The 21843-nt window shown below is 35.9% G+C and carries 14 protein-coding genes; 12 read left to right on the forward strand and 2 right to left on the reverse strand.

All coding sequences use genetic code 11. The features are described from left to right. Positions 1–761: 761 nt before the first annotated feature. The 10 genes from AC27GZ_RS09730 (at position 762) to AC27GZ_RS09775 (ending at position 15564) form a co-directional block, all read left to right on the forward strand. Positions 762–2270 (forward strand): arylsulfatase, encoded by a 1509-nt coding sequence (locus AC27GZ_RS09730; RefSeq protein ID WP_487094766.1) that lies wholly within the window; start codon positions 762–764, stop codon positions 2268–2270. A gap of 384 nt (positions 2271–2654) precedes the next feature. Next, positions 2655–3263: an RNA polymerase sigma factor gene (locus AC27GZ_RS09735; RefSeq protein WP_487094767.1), complete on the forward strand. Its 609-nt coding sequence runs from the start codon at positions 2655–2657 to the stop codon at positions 3261–3263. Continuing rightward, on the forward strand, positions 3260–4414 hold the full coding sequence (locus tag AC27GZ_RS09740) for a FecR family protein (RefSeq protein WP_487094769.1): 1155 nt from the start codon (positions 3260–3262) through the stop codon (positions 4412–4414). The genes AC27GZ_RS09735 and AC27GZ_RS09740 overlap by 4 nt, the downstream gene beginning before the upstream one ends. A 285-nt stretch (positions 4415–4699) precedes the next feature. Beyond that, positions 4700–7894 (forward strand): TonB-dependent receptor, encoded by a 3195-nt coding sequence (locus AC27GZ_RS09745; protein ID WP_487094771.1) that lies wholly within the window; start codon positions 4700–4702, stop codon positions 7892–7894. A 94-nt stretch (positions 7895–7988) separates the two neighbouring features. Next, a complete protein-coding gene (locus tag AC27GZ_RS09750; protein ID WP_487094773.1) occupies positions 7989–9158 on the forward strand; it encodes a pyroglutamyl-peptidase I family protein in 1170 nt (389 codons plus the stop codon). A 112-nt stretch (positions 9159–9270) separates the two neighbouring features. Continuing rightward, the gene (locus tag AC27GZ_RS09755; RefSeq protein WP_487094775.1) at positions 9271–11427 is read left to right on the forward strand and encodes a prolyl oligopeptidase family serine peptidase; all 2157 of its coding nucleotides are present in this window, start codon (positions 9271–9273) and stop codon (positions 11425–11427) included. A 158-nt stretch (positions 11428–11585) separates the two neighbouring features. Then, positions 11586–13184, forward strand: a complete 1599-nt coding sequence (locus AC27GZ_RS09760; RefSeq protein WP_487094776.1) for an amidase — start codon at positions 11586–11588, stop codon at positions 13182–13184. Between the two features lie 317 nt (positions 13185–13501). Further along, a complete protein-coding gene (locus tag AC27GZ_RS09765; RefSeq protein ID WP_487094778.1) occupies positions 13502–14083 on the forward strand; it encodes an RNA polymerase sigma factor in 582 nt (193 codons plus the stop codon). After that, positions 14070–14651, forward strand: a complete 582-nt coding sequence (locus AC27GZ_RS09770) for a hypothetical protein (protein ID WP_487094779.1) — start codon at positions 14070–14072, stop codon at positions 14649–14651. Before AC27GZ_RS09765 ends, AC27GZ_RS09770 begins: the two co-directional genes overlap by 14 nt. Before the next feature lie 25 nt (positions 14652–14676). Further along, positions 14677–15564 (forward strand): PDZ domain-containing protein, encoded by an 888-nt coding sequence (locus tag AC27GZ_RS09775; RefSeq protein WP_487094780.1) that lies wholly within the window; start codon positions 14677–14679, stop codon positions 15562–15564. A 184-nt stretch (positions 15565–15748) separates the two neighbouring features. Here the strand turns inward: AC27GZ_RS09775 and AC27GZ_RS09780 are convergent, their stop codons facing one another. Then, complete coding sequence (locus AC27GZ_RS09780; RefSeq protein ID WP_487094781.1) at positions 15749–16279, reverse strand: DUF418 domain-containing protein; 531 nt, start codon at positions 16277–16279, stop codon at positions 15749–15751. Between the two features lie 87 nt (positions 16280–16366). Then, positions 16367–18829 carry a chondroitinase-B domain-containing protein gene (locus tag AC27GZ_RS09785; protein WP_487094782.1) on the reverse strand — a complete coding sequence of 821 codons (2463 nt, stop codon included), beginning with the start codon at positions 18827–18829 and terminating at the stop codon, positions 16367–16369. Between the two features lie 342 nt (positions 18830–19171). Here AC27GZ_RS09785 and AC27GZ_RS09790 point away from each other — a divergent pair, with 342 nt between their 5' ends. Both AC27GZ_RS09790 and rimO read left to right on the forward strand, forming a co-directional pair. Further along, positions 19172–20116 (forward strand): nuclease-related domain-containing protein, encoded by a 945-nt coding sequence (locus tag AC27GZ_RS09790; RefSeq protein WP_487094783.1) that lies wholly within the window; start codon positions 19172–19174, stop codon positions 20114–20116. A gap of 222 nt (positions 20117–20338) precedes the next feature. Then, positions 20339–21802: a 30S ribosomal protein S12 methylthiotransferase RimO gene (gene rimO, locus AC27GZ_RS09795; RefSeq protein ID WP_487094784.1), complete on the forward strand. Its 1464-nt coding sequence runs from the start codon at positions 20339–20341 to the stop codon at positions 21800–21802. Positions 21803–21843 lie beyond the last annotated feature (41 nt).

A 21843-nucleotide genomic window follows, 5' to 3' on the forward strand; every position in this document is an offset into this window, starting at 1 on the left:
GTTTTGTGTTAAATTAAAGTTAATGATATCTAGAGGTTTAGCAACCACATATAAACTTTTTATCTCTCATTATAAATTTTTTATGTCATCTTTTATTTAGCAATTGTTTTTAAAAATTTAATCAAAATTTGTAGTAACAAAGCGATAAATTTTCGTTTCAGCTTCTTATTATCCAGTAATAAATAGAACCCTACTTTTAAAATCAAAGCCGCTATTAAGATTAATTCATCACCAAAAAGCTAACCCGATATTTAAACCTTTTTAGGTGGCTTTTATACTCACACGCACCCTGAAATTTGGGCAACAAATTTTTAAAGAGTCTTATGTACACTATAACTTGAGCTCAATTTAGCTTGATGTGTAAAGTGCCACGGGAAAGCCTTTCTACGCTTGAAGGTTTCTTGGCTTGTAAAGTTGCCAAGAATAATCACAAGAGGCTTAATTTCTCGTTGAATTTATTTGTCTTTAGCGCTGGAGGCATTTTTCTGGATTAAAGTCTTTCATCACTACTTATTTCTGCACAATATATAACCTTACTGCTTTCAAAAGATTTCAATATTTCATTTTTACTTTCGTAACCTTGCGTTGCATGTTAATGTTATGTATGTTGTAAGTCTTACTTTTGGGGCTGTCTCAACTTTTTTTAATACAGAGCACGTTTATTTATTAATCTCTAAATAGATGACGGCTTTAATAATATTGACGCTAAAAGCTTACTAGCTAGAAATTGAAAAATAGTTAAATTATAAATAGGAATAATAATGCGCACTATCACAGTAACTCAGGTCGTGACCATACTCTCTCTACTGATGGGATTAACTGCCTGTGGCAATAACGAAAACGTTAAACAGCAGCCAAATATTATCTATATATTAGCTGACGATCTTGGTTACAACGAAGTAGGCGCGTATGGCCAAACTAAAATTAAAACACCTAATATTGATCAAATGGCGGCGCAAGGAATACGTTTTACTCAACATTATTCTGGCAGTCCTATTTGTGCGCCAGCACGTGCCACCTTTGTAGAAGGTAAGCATACAGGTGAAACTATCATTCGCAGTAATTATTCGCGAGGTGGCTGGCCTGAAGAATTAGGACAGTACCCTTTACCAGAAGGTACTCGCACTATTGGACACATGTTTCAAGAACAAGGTTATAAAACAGCGGTAATTGGCAAGTGGGGTATGGGTGGCCCTGGGTCAACAGGATTACCTAATAAACAAGGTTTTGATCACTTCTTTGGTTATTTAGATCAAAAATACGCCCATAACTTTTACCCAACGCATTTATGGCGAAATGATTCGGTTGTGATGCTGAACAATAAATACATTGAAGATCATCAAGCACTTGAAGAAGGTGTTGATATCAACGATCCTGAGTCATATAAAAAGTTTATTCAAAATGACTATTCTCCTGATTTAATGCGCGACGAAGCGTTGAGTTTTATTGAACAAAATAAAAACCAGCCATTCTTTATGTACTTCGCGGTCACCATTCCTCATGTTTCATTACAAGTGCCTGAAGATTCGTTAAAACAATATGAAGGCGCATTTGAAGAAACTCCGTATACAGGTCGAGGAGAAGGTTGGTTATCGTATTTGCCACACCGTACGCCGCGTGCAGCATACGCAGCTATGGTTACCCGAATGGATGATTACGTTGGCCAAATTAATGCTAAGTTAAAAGAGCTAGGTTTAGATGAAAATACCTTAATTGTTTTCACCAGTGACAATGGCCCAACCTTTAATGGCGGCTCTGACTCTGAATTTTTTGAAAGCGCAAAACCTTTTCGCGGTTTAAAAGGTGCGGTATATGAAGGTGGCATTCGAGTGCCGTTTGTTGCTAAGTGGCCTGAAAAAATTAAACCTGCTCAAGTATCTGATCATATCTCAGCACAATGGGACATGATGGCGACTTTTGCAGAAATTGTTGATGGTAAACCTAACGACGGTCATACCGGCATCAGTATGTTACCGACGCTTACAAACGAAGGTAAGCAAGTGGAACATGAGTATTTGTATTGGGAATTGGTAAATCGTCAAGCGGTGAGAATAGGTAACTGGAAAGGAGTACGTTACTTTAAACACGATCCAATTGGCAAAATTGAGTTGTATGACTTATCAACTGATATTGGTGAAACGACAGATATTGCTGCTCATCATCCAGAGGTGGTGAAAAAAATATACGATGTAATGACTGCAAGAACCCCGTCTGTATTTGAAAGATGGGACTTTAAAGTGCCACCACTAGAACAGTTAACATCTAAATAAAGTCTTTTTAACTTCTAAATAAAAGTCACTTTTTAATTATTAAGCCATTAGCTAAAGCAATGGCTTTTTTTTTAACTGTATTCTCTAACTGTTAACTAGTCGCTTTGTTGCGCTTAATGCTTAAGTTATTATTCAATTTAATGCAATAAAGTAAAACCATATGATATCGATACTACTTACGTAGAGTGTTCTGTTATCATATTTCCCTTAATTAGAATTAGAAATTGCTACGAATTTTTATTTAGAAAACAAAAATAAAGCTCTACAAAGTCTGTGTTTTAAAAAAAAACAAAAAAATTTAAAAACCAAGCTTCGGTATTTTGAATCGAAATTGTTATAATTGAATGCGATTTGCAGTACTAATATAAACTTGGCAGGCACAATATGACACAAGAGAGTAATGCGGTTACAGAAAACTCTCGAAAGAAGCTCTCTGTGGTTACCCGCGCATTTATTGAAAACAGTACCTTTATCAAAAGCTTTCTTAGACGCTTTTTACAATCTCAGCAAGATATAGAAGATGTTGCTCAACAAGCCTACCTTAAGGCATATTGTGCAGAGCAAGAAAAAGCTATTGAGCATCCTAAATCTTACCTCTTTACGATAGCAAAAAATATTGCTGTTAATGAGCTTACCAAAAAGTCGAATAAAATCACTGAATATCTTGAAGAGTGTGATGATTCTGTAGCTATAGAGTCTAGTTCTACTTTAGAGAGCGAAGTTGAAGCTGAGCAATCTTTAGGAATTTATTGTGATGCGGTTGCAGCTTTACCAGAGACTTGCCGTAGAGTATTTTTACTACGAAGAGTGCATGGTTTAAAACAACGAGAAATAGCTGAGGTTTTGGGGGTTTCATTACGAAATGTAGAAATGCATTTACAGAAAGGTACTTTAAAATGTCGGGAGTTTGTTCGAAATAAACAAAAACTTGAAGAATCTAACAATGGAAGTTGGCAAAGTATCAATATGCCTCAAAAAGGGGAAAAATTATGAAGAACATTATAGAGTTTCCATCAAAGGACCCTTTTGACAAGAAAGTAATTGAACAAGAGGCTGTAGAATGGCTCGTAAGACTTGATTCAGACGTTGAACCTACTGATGAAGATCTACTCGCGCTTAAAGAATGGATGGGTCGCAGTCCAGCACATGCTAAAGAAATTAAAAGTCTTAATGTATTTACTAATGAATTACTCGTATTAACTGAGCTAAATATTCCTCTAGTAAAACCAACACCAAAAGAGCCTTTTTTAAAACGTACGTTATTTTCAGGTCGGGCATGGGCTTTGGCAGCAAGTATGTTAGGTTTTATGTTGATGTTGCAGCAATATCTGCTACCCATACTGTTTTTAGGTGACGACATAGAAAGTTCTAACGGATATTACGCTTCAGCTATTGGTAAACATACCTCTATTCCCTTACAGGATGGTTCAATAGTCGTTCTTAATACTAATAGTCGAATAAAAGTGGATTACACCGATGGATTTCGAAATATTCACTTAATTCAAGGTGAAGCTCATTTTGAAGTTGCTAAAAATAAAGATCGACCTTTTAGAGTATTTGCAGGAAAAGGACGAGTAGAGGCATTAGGCACCGCATTTACTGTTTACTTGCGCAAAGAAGATGTCGAAGTCTTGGTAACTGAAGGAAAGGTTGAGTTAGCTGAACTAAAAAGCTCGATTGAAACTAATCCGTCTGTAAATGAAGCCAAATCTTTAGATTCTCAAAGTCAAAAAGATCCAGTTCTATATATCGCGATACCTGTTGAACAATTTGGCATTTTAGAAGCGGGTGAAGGGGCTACTATGTATGTTTCTGACCGTAGCGAAGTCAAAAAATCTAAAGTAACAGTTGAAGTGATGGATGACAAACAGCGAAAACGTCGAGATAGCTGGCGCCAAGGTTTTGTGCTGTTTACAGGAGATACACTCGATGAAGTTGTAGCAGAAATTAGCCGATATAGCCCTGTGGAAATTGAAATTATTGACCCTGAGTTGAAAAAAATTCGTATAGGCGGACAGTTTAAAATCGGCGATTTAGAAAGTCTTTTCGATACTTTAGAATTTAGTTTCGGACTTAACATCACTCGATTAGACAATAAACGAATAGAAATTAGTGCTGAAGAAATAGAAAGTAGTGTTAATTAAGAAAGTAAAAATGTGATAACAGAAGTGCGCTATTACAATTAGAAAGGCTTCAAGCTAATAATGGAGAGCTTGAAGCCTGAAAGAATTAAGGAAACTCCTATAAGAAAAATGCTCTGACTTAGTTACGCAGAGCAGGTTCATTTAAACCTTTAATTTCTATGGTTTAAATTTTTTCAACTATAAATATTAAATTAAAAGCTTCGGTATTTTGTGTTGTTTTTGTCCCATTAATGACGAGATAGCAATCAAAGCATAATTTAAAATAAATGATAGTGGTTGTCTCGTATGAAAAGTAAAAGTAAGGCATATCATAAAAAAATGCTCGTTTGGGCTATATATATATGGACAATATGTGCGTCTATGTATGTTCAGTCTGAAACGTACGTTAATAAGAATAAATATTCTAACCAATATTTAATTGATATCCCTCAATCTAATGCAGCTGAAGCACTTAACTTGTTAGCTGAGCAAACAGAAGCGTTACTAATCTTTTCATACGATATAGCTGAGTCACGCACAGCGAATGCTGTAAATGGCAAATACTCCATCAAGGAATCGCTTGATCTTTTATTAAATGAATCTGGCCTTATTGCTGAAATCTCTGATAGGGGCGTTATTCGAGTAAGTATCAAGAATAACGCTGAAACATCAAACAATAAGAGAAACAGCGTGAATACTAAAAAAACAATATTAGCTACATTACTCGCAACCATATTTACATCAACTGCGACTGTAAATGCGGAAGAAAACAATTCAACTGAAGAAGGAAGTATTGAAAAAATCGAAGTAACAGGTTCTCGGTTAACAAGAACCACTTTTGATGCCCCAAGCCCTACAACCACGGTAAATGCTGAAACTATTCAGATGACTGGTGCATTAAATATTAATGATGTTTTATCCTCAATGCCTCAGTTCTCAGAAGGCTTTGACTCAACAACAGGTAATTATTCATTTGGTAATTCAGGTTTAAATGCGCCAAACCTTCGTGATTTAGGGGTAACAAGAACCCTAAACTTGATAAATGGTAAACGTCCTACGCCAATAACCACAGATAATAACCTAATGATTACTGATATTGGTGTTATTCCATCAGAGTTAATTGAGCGTGTAGAAATTATGACAGGTGGTGGTTCAGCTGTTTATGGTTCTGATGCTATTGCTGGTGTTGTTAATTTTATTTTGAAGAAAGACTATGAAGGAACAGCGATTCGCGCTCAAGCAGGCACGACAGAAGCAGGGGGCGGAGAAACACAATCGTTTACAATAACTCATGGTGTAAATTTCAATGAAGGTCGCGGTAATTTTAGTGGTTCAATTGATTACTTTAATCAAGAAGACTTACCATATTCAAAAAGACCTGGTGCAGCAAATCACACTCGTTACATTAAAAACCCTGAAGATACAGGTCCTGATGACGGCATTTTTGACAACATTATAGGTCACAACTTAGGTTACGCATATTGGAGTTCAGACAACAGAACACTGCCTATTTATGACTATAATACAGGTGATTATTATCAAGTTGATGAACAAGGTAATACTGTACTTAGTACTCCTGCAGATCAAGTTGATGCCGGTTGGATTACAAAAGACGGAAGTGGTTATGATCCGCATAGCTATAACCTAGCAGTAAGCCCGTATGAGCGAGTGAACGCATATGGCCAATTAAATTATGATTTTGATGACATCAGGTTAACTGCTGATGTTATGTATTCAAAATCTTCTTCTGAAGACAAAGTTGACCCTGCATACTCAAGCGCATGGACTCAAGTGAGTTACTTAGAGTGGTATGGTGTTGATGTCCCTCAATCAGTGTCTGATCAGTTTGGTGCTTACGATTGGCTTTATATTCAACCTACTTTCTATACAGGTGGTCCTCGTGGCCATACTACAGATAGAGAATTCTTCGCTACTAGTTTAACGCTTGAAGGCTCTATAAACGAAGATTGGAGTTGGGATGTTTATGTGTCAACAGGTTTTACTAAAACAGACTTAGAAGTAACGGGTTACGTAAGAACTGATCGTTATAATGCTGATTCGTTTAGTGCTATTGGTGAATGTCTTGATACAGACTCTTGTCCAGCATATAACCCGTTCGGTCCCGCTTCTCAAGAATTTCTTGATTACATCTTGTCTGACAGCTCGGCGGAAACAAATGTTAAAAACCACAGCATTGCAGCCAACATTTCAGGTGAACTATTCGAGCTTCCAGCAGGTTATGTACAAGTCACAGGTGGTGTGGATATTCGTTATGAAAGTCTAGACTATCAGCCGGCAGAACTTTGGAATAGTGGTAATCTTGACGGTACACTTAAGTCTCCAGTAAATGATAAGAGTCGTAACATTCAAGAATTTTATGGTGAAATTTTAGTGCCATTGGTCAGTGATGTAGCTTTTGTTAAACATTTAGAAATAGAAGGTGCAGTTCGCTCTGCATCATATTCAACAGAGTCATCTAACTTTATTAGCTCTAAAGTAGGCGTTAATTGGGCAATTAATGATAGTGTTCGTTTCCGTTCTACCTACTCTAAAGCGATTAGAGCTCCGCAGTTAGGTGAGTTATTTAATGGTGAAACTATTGGCTTTCAAAATTTGATTGACCCTTGTGATGTAAACCAGATAACTGGTGGTCCTGAAGACGGCCGCCGTGAAGTTAACTGTAGAGCTTTAGGCATTGAAGAAGGCTGGCAATCTAACCTTGTAGGTGCAACAGGCCAAGTGAAAAGTGGTGGTAACCCTGACTTGAAAGAAGAAGAGGCAACAACCTTCACTGCAGGCTTTGTTTTCCAACCAACTTTTATTGATAACTTAAGAATATCTATAGATTATTACGACATAGACTTAACAGATATGATTGTTAACTTTGGTGCGGACACTATGTTAAGTAATTGTGTTGATTCTGAAACTATTGATAATGCTTTTTGTGGCCAAGTTTCTCGTGAATCTGATGGTTATGTAAATTTTGTTTATGATACGGCTATTAATGCAGATAACTCTATCCGTAAAGGTTATGACGTTGAAATATCATACCTTTATAACATGGGGTCAGCAGGTATATTCAATGTTAACTTGATGGGGACACGTCAGTTAGAGAAATCATATTCACAATATAATTACCTCACAGAGGAGTTAGAGAAATATGAATACTTAGGTTTAGTAGGCTCGCCTGAGTTAAAAGCGGATCTAATGCTTACATACAACTTAAATGATTTGAATGTTCGCTGGACAACCAAATACACTGAAGGTGGTGCGTATGCTTATGATGTTTCTCCTGAGCTCTATGAAGCGTTAGAAGTTGAAGACTCTCTGTACCATAATTTATGGGTTGGATATGACATAACATCACAGCTTAACTTATACGTAGGCGTTAATAATGTTACAGATGAGACTTGGTTAAATCATCCTCATACTGTATGGGGTCCTCAGAACTACTCATTATTAGGTCGTTCATACTATGCTGGTGTAAACTTTAGCTTTTAATTGGCTAAGTGATAATTACCCTTAGTTATAGTAATAAGTGTAATCAATGCCTATGTGTTGGTTACACTTTTTTAAACGTTTAAAAGTAGGTAGCATGTTTTATAAATCAATATTGTTCATCACCTTATCTGTTATTTTAATCCCTTTATCTCAAGCTAAACAATTAACTGTAGAAGAGTTGAGGATAGAGCAGGCAAGCAAGAAAATGCCAGATGTATTGAATGTTTTCTCTAAGAACATTCATGAATTAAGCAAGCAATGGAAAGTTGTTGAAAACTTTAAACAAGCTGAAATATTGATAAAGAATATTTCGCACAATCTTTGGCTTGATGCTAAAAAAACAATGATTGCCAGTAATCTCCCCGATGACAGACCATTGTATTGGGCGCGATTACAAATGACAAAAATTATAAAAATAACGTCACCAGGTTTTGACGTTACGCCTTCTGAACTAGATACTTTATTGAACATATTTGATGAAGGATCCAGAGGGAGAACTGATCTTAACTATGTAAAAGGCACGACAAAGAAGATTTTAATAACGGGTTTTGATCCGTTTTTATTAGATAGGAATATCAATCAAAGTAATCCATCTGGTATTACAGCCCTAAAATTAGATGGTAAAGTCATCGAGTATCAAGGTATTACAGCTGAAATAAACGCGGTAATGGTTCCTGTTACTTATCAAGAATTTGATAAAGGAATTATTGAGTCATTATTATCTCCATTCTACGCCTTAAACAATGTAGATATGATTGTAACCATTAGCATGGGAAGAAGTGATTTTGACTTAGAAAGATTTCCTGGAAAACGTCGCAGTGTAATTTTGCACGATAATCAAAATGTATTTTCTGGGGGAACACCAGAAGCTCCAGTTGTTCCAAAAATAAATAAATCACTATTACCAGGTAATGAGTTTGTTGAATTTAGTTTACCCGTTGTTTCAATGATGAAGGCAACTGGAAAATTTAAAATAAATGATAACCATACTGTTACTAGTATAGGTAACTCGGGTAAACCTGTAGAGAACACTCCTAATACACTTAATCAGTTAACAGGTCATATTGCCGTTCAGGGTTCAGGTGGAGGATATCTTTCAAATGAAATTTCTTATCGAAGTATACGTCTTCGCAATCAACTTAACTCATACATTCCAACAGGTCATATTCATACCCCTAGAATTCAGCAGTATGAGCCGAAAACAGAGATAGAAATAGTTGAGCAAATACAGCGAATGTTAGAATTGTCTTTAACGTCAATTTAGCATTTATTACAAATTTTAGTTATTAGAAATGATAGAGAAATATAAGTCTCTATTTAAGTAATACCATTTTATCGTCGCAATAAAAATTCAATATAAATAGTCGAGAACCATAATGAAAAATAAAGTAAAAATATTGATCAGTTCCCTTGTTTTCTGTGCTGTAGGCACTGGTTGCATAGGCAATAAAACTGAAAATTCAGCAACTTCACAAGCAACAGAAAATAACGTTATTTACCCAAAGTCTAAGAAAGGGGATGTAGTTGATAACTATTTTGGCACAACAGTTTCAGATCCTTACCGTTGGTTAGAAGACGATCGTAGTGATGAAACAGCTAATTGGGTTAGTGAGCAAAATAAATTAACATCGGGTTATTTAGCACAAATTCCTTATCGAGAAAAAATTAAAAGTCGCCTTACTGAGCTATGGAATTATGAAAAAGTTCGTGCGCCTTTTAAGGAAGGAGATTATACCTATTTTTACAAAAATGATGGTTTACAAAATCAATTTGTTTTATACCAACAAAAAGAAAATGGTGATATTGAAGTCTTTTTAGATCCTAATAAATTTAGTGAAGACGGGACAACTTCACTAACACAGGTTAGTTTCTCTAGAGATGGTTCTCTTGCTGCATATTCAATATCCGAAGGTGGTAGTGATTGGCGTAAAGTGATTATTATTGATGTTGTAACTAAGAAGCAACTAGAAGCACCACTAGAAAATATTAAATTTTCTGCTATCTCTTGGTACAAAAATGAAGGATTTTACTATTCAAGTTACGAGAAACCTGAAGGTAGTGAGTTATCAGCCAAAACTGATCAACATAGAGTGTATTACCATAAATTAGGTCAAGCACAAAAAGATGATGTAATAGTTTATGGTGATACACCTGAGCAGAAGCACCGTTATGTTAATGCTCGAGTTACTCAAGATGATCGTTATTTATTAATTAATGGTGCAATGTCAACGTCTGGTAACGATCTTTACTTAAAAGATTTAACCAAATCTAATAGCCCATTAATCACTATGCGTGATGATTTTGAAGCTGACACAGACATAATTGATAGTGATGGCGATACTCTTTACTTAATCACAAACTTAAATGCACCCAATAGAAAACTTGTTATCGCAGATGCAAAGGCTCCTTCCTCAGATAATTGGAAAGATTTGATCCCTGAAACGGAACATGTACTTTCAATATCAAAAGCTGGTGGTTACTTTTTCACAGAGTATATGGTTGATGGTGTATCTAAAGTTTTTCAATATGACTATGAAGGAAATAACATTCGTTCTGTCGAACTACCTGGGGTAGGTAACGTAAGTCAAATGCAAGGTGGTAAAGACGATGAAACGCTTTATTACTCGTTTAATAACTACAAAACACCAGCAACAATTTATAGCTATACGCCTAAGAATGGGCAAAGTGAAGTGTATAGAAAGTCAGGCTCTTCATTTGATAGTGATGCTTTTGAATCTAAGCAAGTCTTTTATAAATCAAAAGATGGTACCTCTATTCCGATGATTATCACTTATAAGAAAGGAACTGAATTAAATGGTAAAAATCCAACTTTATTATATGCTTACGGTGGATTTAATATCAGCTTAACACCCAGATACCGCCCTATAGACGCAGTATGGATGGAGCAAGGTGGTATTTATGCTGTTGCCAATATACGTGGCGGTGGTGAATACGGTAAAAAATGGCACAAAGCCGGTATTCAACTTAAAAAGCAAAATGTTTTTGATGACTTTATTGCTGCTGCTGAGTACCTAATAGAAGAAAATTATACTTCTAGTGATTACTTAGCCGTTAATGGCCGTTCAAATGGTGGCTTATTAGTTGGAGCAGTAATGACTCAACGCCCTGATTTAATGAAAGTGGCTATTCCTGCTGTCGGTGTATTAGATATGTTGAGGTATCATACCTTCACTGCTGGTGCTGGTTGGGCTTATGACTATGGTACTTCAGAGCAAAGTAAAGAAATGTTTGAATACTTGAAAGCTTATTCACCTCTACATAATGTTAAAGAAGGAGTAAGTTATCCTGCAACGATGATCACAACAGCAGATCATGATGATCGCGTTGTACCTGCTCATTCTTTTAAATTTGCTGCTGAACTTCAAGCAAAACAAGCTGGCAGTGCTCCGACATTGATTAGAATAGAGTCAAATGCAGGTCACGGTGCGGGTACGCCTGTGGCTAAAACCATTGACGAATTTGCGGATATTTATTCGTTTATTCTATTTAATATGGGAATCACCTCCATTTAAGGAAGCTTGAGTAATGAAACCTCAATTAAGGTTTCATTACAAAATAGTACCGAACTAATCACCACAATGGCTCTATTGTGGTGATTAAAAAAGCTAAATCATTGACCACTAAAAGGCATACCCAAATGCATGGTTTTAACGCTATACAGTATAACTCTTTGAACACTCAACACCGTTACTATTCAATATTTGCTAACTTAATGCTGCTGGTATTACTTCTTTCTGGTTGCCAGCCTGAGGATGTTAGTCAACAAGCAGTGAACAAAACGACTGAAAACGCGCAAGAATCCCTTCATCAAGAGCTCGATAAACTAACTCGCGAAGCAAATATTTTAGAGTTACAACAGTTAATGGCTACCAACAAGCTAAGTGCCACTCAACTAACTGAGTTTTACCTTAAACAAATAGAGATTCAAAATCCTTTACTAAATGCGGTTATTGCTGTCAATCCTAGTGCCATTGATATAGCGAAAGCTCTCGATGAAGAAAGAGCTGCTGGCAAAGTGCGTGGACAACTTCATGGCATTCCTATTTTAATTAAAGACAATATCGAAACAGAGTTAATGGCAACTACTGCTGGCTCTTTAGCACTCAAAGATAACTTTACCAACAGAGATGCGACATTAGTTAAAAAGCTAAAGTCAGCGGGTGCGATTATTCTTGGTAAAGCAAACCTTAGTGAATGGGCAAACTTTCGCTCAAATAGGTCCTCATCTGGTTGGAGTGCTGTAGGTGGTCAAACTCGTAATCCACATGACTTAACTCGTACCGCTTGTGGCTCTAGTTCAGGCTCTGGTGCTGTTGTTGCAGCTAACATGAGTGTTGCAGCAATCGGTACTGAAACTAATGGTTCTATGACTTGCCCTGCATCGGCAAACGGTGTTGTGGCTCTTAAGCCAACCGTTGGTAGTGTAAGCCGTACCGGAATCATCCCAATCTCACATACGCAAGATACTGCAGGACCTATGACAAAAAATGTTATTGATACTGCCATTATCATGGCGGCAATATCAGGTATCGATAAGCAAGATGAAGCAACATTATTGTTAAAAGATAAAACCTTAAATATTACCGTGCCGGATAGTAACTTTAGCTTTGCAGGGAAACGTATTGGCGTTCTTTATTCTAGTGCGCTTTCCTATGAGGGTGTTGCGGCTGCATTTGAGCAAGTTAAGCAACAGTTTCAAGCACAAGGTGCCGTGTTAGTAGAAGATTTAACTACGCGAGCTTATAGTGGTTTTTATCGTGATAGCTATGATGTCTTACTTTATGAATTTAAATCGGGTCTTAATCAATATTTTTCCAGCTTACCAAATCAGTACAATGAATTAACACTGGAAAAAGTTATTCAGTTTAATTTGAAAAACAAAGATACTGAGATGCAGTATTTTCTACAGGAAAAGTTTGATCGTGCCCAAGAAAAAGGCCCATTAACTGAGCAGAAATACATTGAAGCTCTGGCAAAAATAAGGGAAGCTACTCGTGAAAATGGTATGGACAAACTGCTTCAAGAAAATAACTTAGATATTATCATTACGGCGACTTTAACGCCTGCATGGAAAATTGATTTACTTAACGGTGATAATTACAAGGGTTATTTTTCAACATATCCAGCAATAGCTGGTTACCCTCATTTGACAATACCAATGGGAGATGTGCACGGTATGCCTGTTGGCTTATCTTTCACTGCTGAAGCTATGAGCGAGCAAAAATTAATTAATTATGCAAATGCTTATGAGCAAATAATGAAAAAATAGGTTTATAGAAAGTTTAATGAATTAAACCTTAATTAAGACAACTATTTAGTTTATGCTTTTATCATTACGATTCGATTTTCATGGACGATGTTATTGTATGTTTTTAAAAAAACACTTCAAAAAATTGCTTCTCTAATAACGAAAACTGATTTAAAAAGAAGAATTACACCTCATTAATTCTATTGTTTTCAAACAAGTTATTTTTAATTAAATGCCGAGTTCTGATAAGCCTATTATTGCTTTGTAAAAAATTAAATAATTTATTTGTGACTTAATTGGTAATTGCCTTGTCTAGTAAATATAAATGGAACATATGAATGCCAATATCAATGGTTAAGACAGGATTTCAATTTAAATTATCAGAAGAAGTAATAAAACGTGCTAAGGACGGAGATATTGATGCGTTCGAAGTCATTTACAATACATATATAAATGCTAGCTACAACCTTGCTTATCGATTTACTTATGATATGACAATCGCGGAAGATATTACGCAAGATGTTTTTATTAAAGTTATAAAGAATATTTCTAGTTATGATTTTAAAGGAAGTTTTGCAGGTTGGATAAGAAGAATAGTAGTTAACGAATCTATAAATTACATTAAATCAAAGCACCAAGTACATTTATTATTGGACAATGAAATAGGAGAAAGTGAATCAACAAGTTTATTTGATACTCAATGGCTAGTTAATCACTTAGAACTTGAATATTACTTGGGCAAGCTGTCGAGAATTAGTAGGGTAGTTTTACTATTGCATGAGTTAGAAGGATATAAGCACAAAGATATTGCTAACTTTTTTGATAAGTCAGAAAGCTTTTCTAAAATGACTTTAAAAAGGGCGTATGTAGAACTTAAAAGGTTAGTGAACGTTGAGAGAGAGTGTGATGCATTTAAGTGATGACGAATTACTGGAGCTTGATGATAATGGAAAACAACATCTCGATATATGTTTGTATTGTCAACAAAGGTCGAAGAACTTAGCTAAAATAAGGCTCTCACTGTCTGAAGTCTCCCTTAAAGAACAGCCAAATAAAAACTGGGCCAAAGTTAGGCATTCATATGAGCAAACAATAAATGCTAATTACATAATTAAGCAAAAAAAACAGATTTCAATTTGGCGTTATGTATGTGGCGGTCTTGCGGCTTCGTTAATGTTGGTAATTTTTGTTTTTGCTAGATTTGACAAGTTTTCACCTATTACTGATACAGAGTTAAATATCGCGGAATTAATAAAATATAATCAAGAGCTTCAAGAAAATATTTACTTTTCAATGCTTGATATTCATGGTGGTGAGCAAGATTTAGCATCAATGCAATATCAAATTCAAACTATAGATAACAGAATACAAAAAGCTTATTTAGACAACAAATCAGATGCAGAGATTTCAGAACTTTGGTTGATTAGAACAAATATTTTAAATAAATATTTACTACTTTCAAAAAGAAACGGTTTACTGAAAATATAACGGTTTTAACTATAAGGATAGAGATATGAATAGGGTTCATATTATTACAGCAGCTTTAGCTATCTTGGTATGTATACAAGCGAAAGCATTTCAAAATACGTATGAATATTCACCTGAGTCTAAAGTATTGTTAAAGCAACTTGAGAGCGAAATTATTGGGACACTTTTAGCTGTATATAAAAATGAAAAAGCGGCTGGAAAAGAGCTCGAAGATTTCAATTTAGAATTAAATATACCAGCTAAAAGTCATTTTGAAATAGGGTTGTTAATTGATGCAAGAAATGGAAAATCAGGATTTAAAGTTGTTTCAGTTACTCAGGGTGGACCTGCTCATTTAGCTGGAATATCAGTCAACGATGTTATTGTCGATTTAAATGGTTTAAAAGTATCAGAAATGAAGACTGATGAAGAAGTTAGGAAAGCATGGATATTAAAGCCTAATGACAATTTACATTTAGGAGTAATAAATTCTGCGGGTTCCTATAAAAAAATTTCGTTGGCATTGCCCGCGATTGATTTACCTGATACAAGTTTAAGTGTAGGTAAAACCACTTCAAAATTGTCTCAAGCAAACGATAACATTGGTTGCGGAATTGTAACTGTTAACAAACTAGCTCCAAAATCACTTGGGTTACATTCTGTAAAATTTCGAAAGGTAGGTGAACAAAATGTAGGTGTAGAAAGAAAGGGAAGAAAGTTATCTGTTGGAAAGCATAATATTACATTTACATTAGGGTTTTTTTTTAATGATGCAGTGGGTGGTGGAAAAAGTGCTATAGATATTGAGATAGAGCCTAATATTAAATATTACATTGCTGCAAAACGTTTGGCGCCTAAACAATCTAGTGATGGGAAAGAAAAAGCAACATGGATCCCTGTTATCTGGAAAACAAAAAAGATAGATTGCAAGTAATAATAATACGTACATTAACTTACTTTATATAATGAACCCTACTTATACATGAAGTTTTTACGTTGTATGTATATGAATTTAGAACGTTCGTTTACTATGTTTTTACGATGTATCATTTAGTCTATTCACTGGCTTTTCAAAATGTAGCTCAGTTTGATTATTTTACTCACAGGCTAAACAATTTTTATCGTTTGTTTTTTACCCATTGAAAATATGTAAGGCTGCGCCATAACCATTCAAATGGCCCGTATTGAAAGTGTTTTAGCCATTGGTGGCTAAAACTCATTTGAAATAGAGTGATGAATACAAAGACAACTAGGGTGCCTGTCACTGTGATTTTATTCATTATTCCCAATCCCCAATTAAACAAGATAAATGTGCCAATTATGGATTGGCTGATATAAGTTGTCAGACCCATTCGACCATAACTGCTGAGATAAGTTAATAGTTTTGAATGATTATATCTGCTTGCTAATAGGATAAAAGCGCTGGCGTAGACTAACGATAAAAACAACGAAAACAGTTCATTAATTTCAAAACGCACGACAGCTAACCAAGTGTTGTTATCATGCTTCCAAAGTCCCCGTGCACCACCAACAAATTCTAGATGAATAAACCAAAAGATTAGGGCTAGTGGTGCTGAAATCACCAAAATTTTTATGAATTTTTCTTTGTTCTCAGTAATACTAGCTAACCAACCTAGTCGCCCAAGCAACAGACCAAAAATAAAATAACTTAGGCTACTATAAAATCGCCCCCATAACCCCTGCTATTCATTCTTTAAATTCAGTGTTTTGTCATCCTAAAAATCACAACCCACTGCACTATCAAAGTCGAGTTTTATAAGCTCTGGCGCACCTACGTTTAATGAATCATTGGTAGCGAAGTATTGGCCATTAGCATTTTGGCTTAACGCCACTTCAGTTAAATTGATTCCCGCTGGCGTTGGCGATAAGCCGAGGTTAGAGGAGCCATAAAAATAATTATTTGAATAGGTTGGGGCAATAATATCTAATGGTTCACCACTACTATTATTTGTTACACGAATAAAATCATAATCTCCATCATTATCGATATTGTTACGGATTAAGTTATTGCTAATTGTTGCCGATGCTGGAGCATTATCTTTAGCACCTGAACCATAATGTAAACTCTGTCTAGAGTTGATGATGGTATTATTAGATACAGTTACATTACTTACCTCCCAGTAACCGTTTAGTGCAGGTGAATTTTCGCTAGAGCTTAGCGCAATGCCACCTCGTGCATTACTCGTTGATTTAGCACCTTCTATATAGTTATTAGTGATCGTATGTCCTTCACCAATAACACGAACTCCACCACCTCTTGTATCGTCAATCAGAAAATAGTTACTATCGACGGTACAAAAATTACCATGTCGAAGCGTTAACAAACCAGCACTGGATTCAAAGGTATTATAGCGATAAATATTATGCCCCGATTTATTGGAAATAATTTCTATCTCACCATTAACATCATAAAAATAATTATACTCAACGGTTGTGTACGAAGACGATTGTGATTCGGCACTTGTACCGATACGAATAACTTCCCAACCATTATTATCATCATTAATATCATCAGCAGCTACATATTGATAATCAGAGAACACATTACGGTAAATTTTATGATCCTGACGACTCGTATTATCCCGCCAAACCACTAGAAGCGAGCCTTCGGTGTTTTTACCTGTAAAGGTACAGTGATCAACCTCACCAAAAGTTGCGTCATTATCTAACGAAACCCATTTATAGGAGTTATTAGGCTCATTGTCATTAAAACTATCAATTTTGCAGTTGGTAACACGATTGTGATTTCCTCTAATGATAATTGCCCCTTTTGAATTTGCAGGCTGTCCGTTTTGAAAAGTAAAACCTTCAAATATTATATTGTCTCCATTTAGGTAAAAGGTAGATGTACCTTCAATAAATACAGAGCCGCTTGTCTCGGCGACAACGATAACCCCGTCAGTGTTTATCGAAAGGTTCACGTTGCTATAAGTACCGTTTTCTAAGGCAATAACATCACCTGATGATGCTGCTGATATTTTTGTATTAAGATCTGAAATACTGGTAGCAATCGCATCGTAAGTTACTGGTTTATCATAGGCGGTTGTATCTTCTTCTGTGCCAGGATCATAATCATCTTCTGAGTAAGTTATACTTTTAAACTGGATAACACTATTACCATCTTCATATTGGTTATACACGCCCGCCTTAAAATAATTATATAAGTGCGACCAATAACTGATATCAAAATCAACTTTCTCATTATTATCAACATTAATAATTAATTGAGAGTTAGCTACCTGTACCTTAAATTTCGTCGGGTTGTTTTCATTGAAATCAGCTAGGTAGTAACGGTTGTATGAATCGGTAGATGCGCATAACGGGTTATAGTTTGGTTTACTCTCACTACATTCATAAGCATTAGTTTTAATGACCGCCCAATAAGCATTACTATAAGACTGACTTGTTTTGTCATCCGTACGTTGTGCACCATCCCAAACAATACGCAGTAGCGGGTGTGATAATACCGTTGAGTCAGTGTTGCCATTTTCACCTTTGTTATGCACTTGCAGTAAGGTGATTTCTTTTCCATCAGCACTCGACGCTACTGAGTCAGCGGGTGAAATAGGTTGGATTTCTGCAGTCATAGTGTAACTAGTATCTGACAAGTTGCTTAAGAAGTTTTCTGTGAAACGTAATTCTGTGCGGTTACTATCGCCACTCATTTCAAACGTTAGCCAGCCTGTTTTGCTATCAATATAAAAATACTCTGAGTCATAGCTCGCATAACCGCCCGCCTTGACAACATCACTTTTTGAACAAGTGTCATTAATATCGTCATTAACGCAATCAGATAAGTCAGTTTGTTGAAGGTTTGCGTTATCTAGAGCGTCTTGAAATTGTTCATAATCGTAAGGTACACCGGTAAATGGAGTATCTGCTACAGTCTTGGTTGGATCATTAGGAAAATCATCAGCATTATCACCCACACCATCACCATCACTATCAACCGTTTCGGTTGAATCATTCGGGAAAACATCGGCATTATCACCAACACCATCGCCATCACTATCAACCGTTTCTGTTGCATCATCAGGGAAGGCATCGACATTATCATTAACGCCGTCACCATCTCGGTCAGTAATAGGAACGTTATTATTGCCAGAGCTAGAACTACCACTACCACCACAACTAACTAAGAGAGTGAGCAATATTACAAATACTAATTTAGTGAACATTTTCTTCCCAAAATATTATCTTTTAAATGGATCTCTATTAACTAAGTGATTATCTCGAAAAATCATCTTAATGTATCTCTATATTTCATCTAAAAGTACAAATCAGCGGGTATTATTTAAGTCTTTAGATTATTTTGATGCTCTCATAAATAACCTAATTGAACAACGGTCTAATTAACTGTTGTCGAATAATGCAATTGGTTGTGGTGTGTTGGAAGGGGGGGAACGGATAGGTGGTTTGTGTAAACGGAAAGACAGTAAAAAATAAGCTTTAATAAACAGAACTGTTTGCGGTATGATTTATTTTAATTACAATTCGATTTTCATGGACGATGTTGTTTTATGATTCTAAAAAATAAAACTCTTCAAAATGCTGTATCTCCACAAGCGAAAGCAGGGCAAAAACAAGAGCAAGATGTAGCTTTCTTTTTAAGACGTGCCTTCAAAGACCATAAACAAGTGTATGTTATCAATGACTTTAAGTTTACTCACAATGATGAAACAGCCCAAATAGACCATTTAATTGTTTATCCGTACGGTTTTGTATTAATCGAATCTAAAAGCATCAAAGGTGAAGTTAAGGTTAATGACTTAGGTGAATGGACTCGTAGCTTGAACAGTAAATGGGCTGGAATGGCTTCACCAGTTAAGCAGGTTGAACTTCAACAAAAACTACTTCGAGAAATGTTACATGCAAATCGAGAAAGTATTTTAGGTAAGTTACTAGGTATTAAACAGCAATCATTTGGAATGCGGTGTTGGGATAATGTTTGTGCTGTATCAAGTAACGCTGTCATCGACCGTGATTCAATGCCTAATGACGTATCAAAACAACTTGTTAAAACCGAGTTCTTGGTTGATAAACTCAACGAAATAATGAAATTGAAAACTTATGCTATTACAAAGCTTAATCCTTTTGATACGAGGCCAGATTTTAATGACGATGAGTTAAAATCAATAACGTCATTTCTTATGGCTCTACTAGGCGATAATAAAATCGTTGAAAATGTAGTAAAGCAAGAAGTTTGGAGTGCACCAGTTAATGTTAAGACTAAAGATGATTCAATCTTGCAGTGTAAAGCGTGTGGTGAAAAATCTGATTATTCTGCTCAACATGGTCGCTATGGTTATTTTATTAAATGCAATAAGTGTGAAACGAATACCGCAATGAAAATACCTTGTGTCAGTTGTAGCAGTAAAAACACCAAGGTGTCTAAGAATAAAGAAACTTATCTGTTGAAATGCGGAGACTGTGAGCAAGCAACAACGCTAATTTATTCTATTTAATGCTTTTTTTTAATAAATTCCATACAACATAATTTGTTAATTTTAGTTTTCATAATACAATCCGAGTAAGACCATATTTCCTATCAATTACCTTTTCCTGTATAATCCCGCGCCATTAAACAATGGCCTTAGCAAAACAATTGAATAAACAATAAAGGCTGTTAAACCACCATTTATGACGCTTTAATTCGATTGAACGAAGTTAAAGCAGCAGAGCGCAATATGACCGTAGAACAATTCGACCCACAAGCACTTAAAAAAAGCAGTAACTCAAACGAAAGCCAAACTACCACGTTAGACATTCCTTCTAAAATGATTGCAGAGCAACATAACGAAGTGGTTAAAGCGGAAACTGATTCAAATCGCGCTGCAAAGGTAGGGTTCGTGAGTCTCGGCTGCCCGAAGAACTTAGTTGACTCAGAGCGTATTCTTACTCAACTACGCACTGAAGGTTATGATGTTGTTAACTCTTACGCTGATGCTGAAATGGTTATTGTTAATACTTGTGGTTTTATTGATTCTGCAGTTCAGGAGTCTTTAGATACAATTGGCGAAGCGTTAGCTGAGAACGGTAAAGTACTGGTTACTGGTTGTTTAGGTGCGAAAAAAGATGAGATAGTTGAACTTCATCCAAATGTGTTAGGGGTTACTGGACCTCATGCGTATGATGAAGTGTTAAGCCAAGTACATGAACATGTTGCAAAGCCAAAGCATAATCCTTTAATTGATTTAGTTCCTGATCATGGTGTTAAGCTTACGCCAAAGCATTATGCTTATTTAAAAATATCTGAAGGTTGTAATCACCGTTGTACTTTTTGCATCATTCCATCAATGCGTGGCGATTTAGATTCTCGTCCCGTAGGTGATGTGTTAGGGGAAGCTAAACGTTTAGTGAATGCAGGTGTTAAAGAGTTATTAGTTATTTCTCAAGATACCTCTGCTTATGGCGTTGATGTAAAGCATAAACTTGATTTTTACGAAGGTATGCCAGTTAAAACACATATGCAGCAACTTTGTGAAGAATTAGCGAAGCAGGGCGTTTGGGTGCGTTTACATTACGTTTACCCTTATCCGCATGTAGATGCCATTATACCTTTGATGGCAGAGGGGAAAATCTTGCCATATTTAGACATTCCTTTTCAGCATGCCAACAAACGTATTTTAAAATTGATGAAACGCCCTGGTAGCTCGGACAGGGTTTTAGAGCGTATTAAGAAGTGGCGTGAAATATGTCCAGAATTAGTTATTCGCTCTACCTTCATTGTTGGTTTCCCTGGTGAAACAGAAGAAGAATTTGAAGAGTTGTTAGATTTCTTAAAAGAAGCACAATTAGATCGCGTTGGTTGTTTTAAATACTCGCCCGTAGAAGGCGCTACTGCAAATGACTTGCCTGATCATGTTGATGATGAGGTGATGGAAGATAGACTACAACGCTTTATGGCTGTGCAGGCTGAAATTAGTGCACAAAAACTACAAGATCGTATTGGTCAGGAGTATCTAATCACTGTTGACGAAGTGAATGAACTGGGTATTGTTGGCCGTTCTTATATGGATGCACCTGAAGTAGATGGTAAAGTGTATTTATCTGATGATTATGATGCTCAGCCCGGCGATCAACTTTGGGTGCAAATCATTCATGCTGATGAACATGATGTTTGGGGCGTCAGAGTGGAAGATGACGAGTAATTTCTTGTGATTGACATGTTCAGAATCTTATTCTTTGATAT

The sequence above is a fragment of the Colwellia sp. SU-HH00943 genome (assembly GCF_057546125.1).